The 6,480-nt window shown below is 58.3% G+C and carries 5 protein-coding genes; 4 read left to right on the top strand and 1 reads right to left on the bottom strand.

All coding sequences use genetic code 11. The features are described 5' to 3' along the window. Nucleotides 1-235 precede the first annotated feature (235 nt). From aroC to HQL63_07895, 3 genes are all read left to right on the top strand, one after another. Entirely contained in the window at nt 236-1,333 is a 1,098-nt protein-coding gene (aroC, locus tag HQL63_07885) for a chorismate synthase (GenBank protein ID MBF0176750.1), read from the top strand. Between the two features lie 526 nt (nt 1,334-1,859). Continuing rightward, nucleotides 1,860-2,405, top strand: coding sequence for a MucR family transcriptional regulator (locus HQL63_07890; GenBank protein MBF0176751.1), 546 nt, complete (start codon nt 1,860-1,862; stop codon nt 2,403-2,405). A 161-nt stretch (nt 2,406-2,566) separates the two neighbouring features. Continuing rightward, complete coding sequence (locus HQL63_07895) at nt 2,567-2,818, top strand: hypothetical protein (GenBank protein ID MBF0176752.1); 252 nt, start codon at nt 2,567-2,569, stop codon at nt 2,816-2,818. A 12-nt stretch (nt 2,819-2,830) separates the two neighbouring features. On the opposite strand, the gene uvrA is transcribed toward HQL63_07895, so the two are convergent. Then, nucleotides 2,831-5,695, bottom strand: coding sequence for an excinuclease ABC subunit UvrA (uvrA, locus tag HQL63_07900; protein ID MBF0176753.1), 2,865 nt, complete (start codon nt 5,693-5,695; stop codon nt 2,831-2,833). A gap of 44 nt (nt 5,696-5,739) precedes the next feature. On the opposite strand from uvrA, the gene HQL63_07905 reads away from it, so the two are divergent. Next, nucleotides 5,740-6,405: a bifunctional precorrin-2 dehydrogenase/sirohydrochlorin ferrochelatase gene (locus HQL63_07905; protein MBF0176754.1), complete on the top strand. Its 666-nt coding sequence runs from the start codon at nt 5,740-5,742 to the stop codon at nt 6,403-6,405. Nucleotides 6,406-6,480 lie beyond the last annotated feature (75 nt).

Genomic DNA, 6,480 nt, shown 5'->3' on the forward strand with positions numbered 1-6,480 from the left:
TGCGGAATAGTCACGAAAAGTGAACACTTCAAATCATGTCGGTTGAGCCACTAGTGTGACCTTACCCTTGCAAGAAAGGCTTGGCTATAAAAGTCCTTGTCAGGGCTTCGCCCAGAACCCCACCAGGAGGAAAGGCACAGCCCTTCCTCCTGGACCTCCATCCCAGTCTTTCAATCGTTTTTTTGGTTGATGCTGAACAGATACTCGGTTTATTGGCTGATGCAGGAGACAATCCGTGGGAGGAAGCAGTTGTGGTCGTTTGTTTCGGGTGGTGACATTTGGCGAGAGTCATGGACCAGCCATCGGTGGTGTGGTGGAGGGGTGCCCAGCCGGATTGCACCTGAATGAGGCGGATATCCAAGTGGATCTTGACCGGAGGCGCCCAGGAAAGAATCGGTTTACGACCCAGCGTCGGGAACCTGATCGGGTGCGTATCCTGTCCGGCTTGTACGAGGGCCGAACGACAGGAACCCCCATCGGGTTGTTGATTGAAAACACCGATCAACGCTCGCGTGACTATACCACGATCCAGGATTTGTTTCGCCCGGGACATGGAGATTATACCTATTGGCGTAAATATGGCATACGGGATCCTCGCGGGGGTGGACGTGCCTCGGCCCGGGAGACAGCAGTGCGGGTGGCAGCCGGGGCCATTGCGCGCCAATTGCTGGTGACACAAGGGGTGCGGATACGCGGCGCCTTGATCGGAATGGGCGACATTGCCATCGACCGGCAACGCTGGGTGTGGGATGAGGTGGAACGGAACGCATTTTTTTGTCCCGACCCGGAAGTGGTTGCCAACATGGAAGCCTTGGTGGACACCCTGCGCACGGCAGGGGACTCTGTGGGGGCGTTGCTGGAGGTGGTTGCCTCGGGTGTGCCGGCAGGCTGGGGTGAACCCGTCTTTGATCGCCTCGACGCGGATCTGGCCAAGGCGGTGATGAGCATCAACGCCGTCAAGGGGGTCGAGATCGGTGCGGGCATGGCAGCGGCCAGGATGCGCGGCAGTGAGGCAGCGGATGAGATGGTCGCGGATGGTACGGTTCCTGGAGGCGTGCGTTTTTTGAGCAACAACTCTGGAGGGGTTCTGGCCGGTATTTCTACAGGTCAGGAGGTTGTGGTGCGGTTGGCCGTCAAACCTACCTCATCCATCCTGATGCCGAAACGCAGCGTGGATACGTCCGGTCGATCGAGGGAAGTTATCACCAATGGGCGGCATGATCCATGTGTTGGCATTCGGGCCGTGCCGGTGGCCGAGGCCATGGTGGCCCTGGTGCTGGCGGACTACTTCTTACAACAAAGAAGTTGCCAAAACTTGTTGCCGGCAGGGTGAGTGACGGGGCATATCTGCAGCAACGCCCGGCCACGCACCGGGGTCCAGAGGGCTGACTCCCTGACCGGGCCTTGAACTGCATCCTGGTGGGGTTCGGAGCGGAGCCCTGACAAAGGCTTTCATGTCCAAGTTTTTCTTAATAGAGAGCTGAACAGTTACCGTTTTTTGGAAGAGATATGGCCGAAATGATGATCAAGGCCAGTTACAAATGTGTCAACACACACGATGATCTGATAAGTGGACCAGCAGACAGCAGGTTTCCATGGGATGTGGACATGGGTTCCTGGGAGATCGGATGGGCGCATTGTTGCTGATTGGAGAGTGATGCCATGACATGGTTGGGGAGGGAGATCCAATGCAAAGAAAAGAGGCAGGGAAATTAGGAAATGTAGACACCCGGAGGAGATGAAAGTGAAAAATACGGGACTTTTTTTTACTTTTTACGGGAAATTATCTTGACAACTTGCGTGGAGAAATTTAGAAACGTGATTTCAGTGGGGATTAATTTAGATGATGGAGAAACGAGATGTCTTCAGATTTGTTGAAACGGGCTGCCGGTATCGTTGAATCCTATGTATCCAACAACGAGCTGCCAGCGGGGGAGATTGCAGGTCTTCTGAACAAGGTTTACAACTCCTTGGTGCAACTCTCTGCGTCGGAGGCAGGTGGTGGCTTGTCGGGCGGGGATGGCAGTGGCGTGGCGGGGCATGAGGATTCGCATTCCCGTATGATCAGGGGGAGTGGGCGTGAGTCCGCAGTCGCCGATTTGAAAACATCGGAGCGGGAACTGAGGAACACGAAACCAGAGCCGATCATTCCCATCAGCGAGGCCGTGCGGGAAGATGCGGTCATCTGTCTGCTCTGCGGCAAGGCCTGCAAGGCCCTCAAAGGACACTTGACACGTTCCCACAAGATTACCATCGACGACTATCGGAAGATGTTTGATTTGCCAAAAAGTTTCCAGTTGGTCTCCCCGGCCTATTCCGAAAAACGGCGCAAGTTGGCCATTGATGCCGGCCTTGGTGAAAAATTGCGTACCGCTCGTAATCGTAATCGGGACAACCAGGAATAACATCCGGCCAGAGTGAGGTTTGCGTCAGGGGTCGGCAGAGGGGTGCTGTTTGTCCCAGCATTTCTTTGTATGGACCTGTGGGGGATATCAGAAACTTCCGAAGGGTGGAGGATCTGGCCGGGCACTGTTCCGCACACTGGCGGGGGTGGGGCAGCTACCCGGTGAGCATCCCGGTTCCCTGGTCGTGGCTCCGTGCGCCCGAGATGATGGCCGAAGCGGCAAGCGGTTGGTTGGCGTGGCGGCATGCCTTGTCGGGTGAGGCGTCGGGTCTGCCTGGCTGTTTCACCACCCGGCCACGCATCGGGGTCCAGGGGGATGGCTCCCTGGCAGGTCAAGGACGGCGTCCTGGCGGGGTTCGGGGCGAAGCCCTGACAAAGGCTTTCATATCCAGGCTTTTCTTGAAAGGGGACTGAATAGTTACGCTGTCAAGAGGGCGGGGACTCGTCAGGATGGCATGGCCCGGTTTGTTGCAGAAGTGGTTGCAGGTACCGGCCTGTCCAGGAGTCCGGGCATTGGGCGAGGGTCTCCGGGGTGCCTGCGGCGATGAGCCTTCCCCCCTGGTCACCACCCTCTGGCCCCAGATCCAAAACCCAGTCGGCGGCCTTGATGACATCGAGGTTGTGTTCGATGACCACTACGGTGTTGCCCGCTGCGACAAGGTGCTGCAAGACCTCAAGAAGCTTGCGAATGTCGTCGAAGTGAAGTCCGGTGGTGGGTTCGTCGAGAATGTAGAGTGTCCTGCCCGTGGCACGGCGGGACAGCTCCCGGGCGATCTTGACCCGCTGCGCTTCGCCACCGGAGAGGGTGGTGGCGGCTTGGCCCAGGCGTATGTAGCCCAGGCCAACATCCAGGAGCGTTTGCAGCTTGGCTTGAGTGGTGGGAATGGCCTGGAAAAAGGCTGTCGCCTCCTCGATGGTCAAATGTAAAATTTCTGCGATGTTCTTGCCTTTGTAGAGAATTTCCAGAGTTTCCCGATTGTAGCGGACCCCTTTGCAGGCGTCGCACGGGACGTGGAGATCGGGGAGAAAATGCATCTCGATCTTGATCAGCCCTTCCCCGGCGCAGGCCTCGCAACGGCCACCTTTGACATTGAAACTGAACCGTCCCGGCTGATAGCCCCTGGCCCTGGCTTCGGGCACGCCGGCCAGCAGGTCGCGTATGGGTGTCAAGAGACCCGTATAGGTGGCTGGATTGGAGCGGGGCGTGCGGCCTATGGGTGATTGGTCGATATGGATCACCTTGTCCAGGTGTTGCAGGCCGTCGATACGAACGACGGGTCCACAAGGAATGCGGCTGTGGTATAACCTTTGAGCCAAGGCCGGATAGAGGGTATCCAGGATGAGGCTCGATTTGCCGGAGCCAGATACGCCTGTGACACAGGTCAACAAGCCAAGTGGAATGGTTGCAGTGACCCCTTTCAGATTGTGGGTGGTCACCCCCTCCAGAGTGATGTGACGCTCGGGAAGCGGGGGGCGGCGCCGGTTCGGGATCGGGATGGAGAGTTGGCCGGAGAGATATTTCCCGGTCAATGAGTCGGGGTGTTGGGCAATCTCCGTCGGCGATCCACTGGCCACCACCTGGCCCCCGTGCTCACCGGGTCCGGGACCAAGATCCAGGACATGGTCGGCGGCACGGATGGCCTCTTCGTCGTGTTCTACGATCACCACGGTGTTGCCCAGGTCACGCAGGCGGCGCAGGGAGTCCAGGAGGCGTTGGTTGTCCCTCTGATGCAATCCGATGCTTGGCTCGTCCAGGATGTAGAGCACACCCACCAACCCGGAGCCGATCTGGTTGGCAAGGCGGATGCGCTGTCCCTCGCCGCCCGAGAGGGTGGCAGCCGGGCGGTCCAAGGTCAAATAATCCAAACCGACTGCAATCAAAAATTGCAGGCGGTCGTGGATCTCTTTCAGGATGCGCTGGGCGATGGCGCTCTCCTGGGGTGTGAGGGTCAGGGTTTTCAGATAGGCATCGGCTTGGCGCAGGGGGAGGGCCGAGAAACCGGCAATGTTCAATGCGCCGATCCGGACGTGACGGGCTTCGAGACGCAGCCTCTCGCCATGGCATTCGGGACAGGGGGATGTGTTGCGATAGGGAGAGAGCTCTTCCCGAACATCGTCCGAATCGGTCTCCAGGTAACGCTTTTCCAGCATGTTCACCACCCCTTCCCAGGGGCGCATGGAGTTCATGCGACGACGAAATCCCTTGAACTTGAAACGTATTTTCTCTTCACCACTGCCGAACATGAGCAAATCCCGTGCGGGGGCGGGGAGTTCACCCCAGGGGCAGTGGATGTCGATGTTGCACTGCTCGGCGACGGTGTAGAGGAGCTCCTGATACATATGGGCTGCGGGTTTGGCCCAAGGGAGAATGGCGCCCTCCCGCAGGGTGATGGCCGGATTGGGGGCAATCAGTTCCGGGTCAAAGTACTCCTTGGTACCCAGGCCGTCACAACGCGGACAGGCCCCAAAAGGGTTATTGAAGGAGAAGAGACGTGGTTCCAGATGGGGGTAGGATATGTTGCAGTGGATACAGGCATGGCGTTCGGAAAAGAGCAACTCCCGGGGTGGATCTTCCAGAATTTGAATATGGACGATCCCTTCCGCCAGCCGCAGGGCCGTCTCCAGGGAGTCGGCAATCCGGGTGTGCAACCCGGCTTTCATCACCAGACGATCAACAACCACCTCCAAGGTGTGTTTGACGTTTTTGTCCAGCTTGGGTGGCTGTTCCAGGTCGTAGGTTTGATGATCGATCAGGATGCGGGTGAACCCTTGTTGCCGCAGCTCTCCCAGCTCCTTGCGATACTCCCCCTTGCGCCCCCGGACGATGGGGGCCAAAAGCATGAGCCGGGTTTGTTCCGGCAGAGCGACAAGGGTATCCACCATCTGACTGACGGTTTGGCTGGTGATGGGTCGTTGACAACCGTGACAGTAGGGGTGTCCGATGCGGGCAAAGAGGAGGCGCAGATAGTCATGCACCTCGGTGACGGTGCCGACCGTTGAACGCGGATTGCGGCTGGTGGTTTTTTGTTCGATGGCAATCGAGGGGGAGAGCCCTTCGATGGCGTCGACATCCGGTTTATCCTGGAGGGAGAGGAATTGCCGGGCGTAGGCGGAGAGGGATTCGACATAGCGGCGCTGGCCCTCGGCTGACAGGGTATCGAAGGCAAGGGAGGATTTTCCTGAACCTGACACGCCGGTGATGACGGTCAAGGCATCGCGTGGGATCTCCACATCGATATTTTTCAGATTGTGTTCGCGTGCGCCACGGATGATGATCTTTTTGTCGGACATAGGCTTGGCTTTGGCTCCTTGGCAAAGATGGGAGAGACACTACCATGACCCATTACATGGCGGAACTGATTTTGGCGGATCGGCCCGTGTTGCTGGTCGGCGGTGGCAAGGTGGCCCGGCGTAAACTCGAAGGATTGTTGGCTTGTGGAGCCCGGGTGCGCGTCATTGCCCCGGAGTTGGATCCCTGGATAAGCTCCCGCTTGGGGGGGGCGCTGGAGCATGTTGCCGAACCTTTCGATCCTGCGCATTTGTCGAAGGATGAACCACCTGTCCTGGTTTTTGCAGCCACCCGGGATGCCCGGTTGAACCGGGAGATTGCCCGTTTGTGCCGCGAAAGGGGGCTGTTGTGCAACTCTGCCGATGATCCGGGCGTCAGCGGATTTCTGGTCGCGGCGGTGGTGCGGCGTGGGCCGGTGGTGGTGGGGGTGGGTAGCGGCGGATTGAGCCCGGCGCTCTCCAGACTGCTCAAGGAGCGCCTCGATCGTTGGCTGGAGTCCGGGTGGGGAGAGGTGGCGTTGTTGTTCGGCAGCAAACGGGATTTGGTGAAAGGGACATTGACCGATGCCAGCCAGCGGCAACGGTTTTGGCGGGATGCCGTTTTGGCGGTGGAGCGGGAAGGACGCTGTGATCGAACCGACAATGCGCCCTGGTTCCTGGCTCGATTGGAAGAGGCGCGAAAAAAGATGAGCCAAAAAAAAACACCCCTGTAACGATTCCCTGTTCGACAGCGGGTAGTGTCCCAACTTGGTTTATCTGGTAGAATCCACACGAGGTTTCCATGTTGC

It is taken from the genome of Magnetococcales bacterium (genome assembly GCA_015231175.1).
GTDB lineage: Bacteria > Pseudomonadota > Magnetococcia > Magnetococcales > DC0425bin3 > HA3dbin3.